Annotated in this window: 1 protein-coding gene; it reads left to right on the top strand. The window is 26.4% G+C overall.

The annotated features are described in order from the left end of the window. The first annotated feature begins 221 nt into the window (after nt 1-221). Complete coding sequence (locus tag BU00_RS0103585; RefSeq protein ID WP_027121500.1) at nt 222-1,223, top strand: hypothetical protein; 1,002 nt, start codon at nt 222-224, stop codon at nt 1,221-1,223. The last annotated feature ends 64 nt before the right edge of the window (nt 1,224-1,287 follow it).

Below are 1,287 nucleotides of genomic sequence, written 5' to 3'. Positions count from 1 at the left end.
TTATACAAAAAATAAAGAAAATTTATTTTTTGTATAAAATTTATATATTACTATTTTTTTGATGGTAACTTGCATCGTGACTTTTAAAATAACGTGTGAAAAATAATTCTGAAATTTACAAAAAAATACTTTATAATATTTAAATTAATTGAAAAGACTAATATATATATATATATATATACTATGTTGTATATTTAATAAAAAAAACGAAGGATTATTTTATGGCGAATAACAAAAATAAGAAAAAAGTTTTAGTTGCTGCCGTATCAGTTGCTGCGACAACACTAGGTATTGGTGCAACTATAACTGGTTTATTGGTTAATAAGAATCGTAAAGTTCGTAATGAAACACAAGCGAATTATGACCAAAAAAGACAAGAATTGTTAGATTTAATTAGTAAAATTTCTAATCCGGAAATTAGAAATGAATTAACAAGCGAATTACAAAAATTAGGTGATACATATTCATCAGAAGGTTTTGATAAAATTGAAGACTTAATTGCTCGTGCTGCAAATCAAGTATACAGTGAATACAGTCAAGCAATAACTCAAACAATTAACGAATTTGAAAGCGATAATGAAAATCACAAAAATCAATTAGCTGATAAATATAAAGCAGAACTAGAAAAAGCAGGTTCTGATTTAAATACATTAGAAACTTTAAAATTATTAGTTGCAAATATTAAAGAAGCGCTTAAAGAATTAGATTCAGTTCATAATCAAGAAAAACACAATGAATTATGGAATGAACTTTTAAATGCTGAAAATATCTCACAAGTTAGTGCAGTTAAAGAAAAAATTCAAGTACAAATTGGTCTTGAAAAAGAAAAGTTTGCTGCTGATTTATCACAAGCACTTGAGTTACACAAAAGCACAAAAAGAGATATTATTGATCCATATGATGAAGTTTTAGATAAATTATTAGCTGAAATAAATAAAATTAACACAGAAGAAAATAAACAAAATCCATCAGCACAAAACAAAGATGAAGCTGCTGATCTTTTAGCACAAGCTGATTTAATTAAAAAAATTGGTGACATTATTTTTGAAATCAAAGATAAAAATGCAGCTAAGAAAAAAGAAATTGTTAACAAATTAAAATCTGCTAATGGAACAAAAGAACTTGAAGCAGTTTTAAGTTTTGCACAAAGTGTTAAAAATAGTGATCAAGCAGAAAGAAACAATAAAGATAAACTAAAGGTGGAAATTAAAATTAGACCATAGGGCTAATGAGATTTCCACCTTTATTAGCCCTTTCATATATGAAAGGGGCACACGGGGGTATACC

This window comes from Mycoplasma leonicaptivi ATCC 49890 (genome assembly GCF_000622205.1).
Taxonomy (GTDB): domain Bacteria; phylum Bacillota_I; class Bacilli_A; order Mycoplasmatales; family Metamycoplasmataceae; genus Mycoplasmopsis; species Mycoplasmopsis leonicaptivi.
Note: the sequence above shows the minus strand (reverse complement) of the source record. Positions and strands in the feature narration are given on the sequence as shown.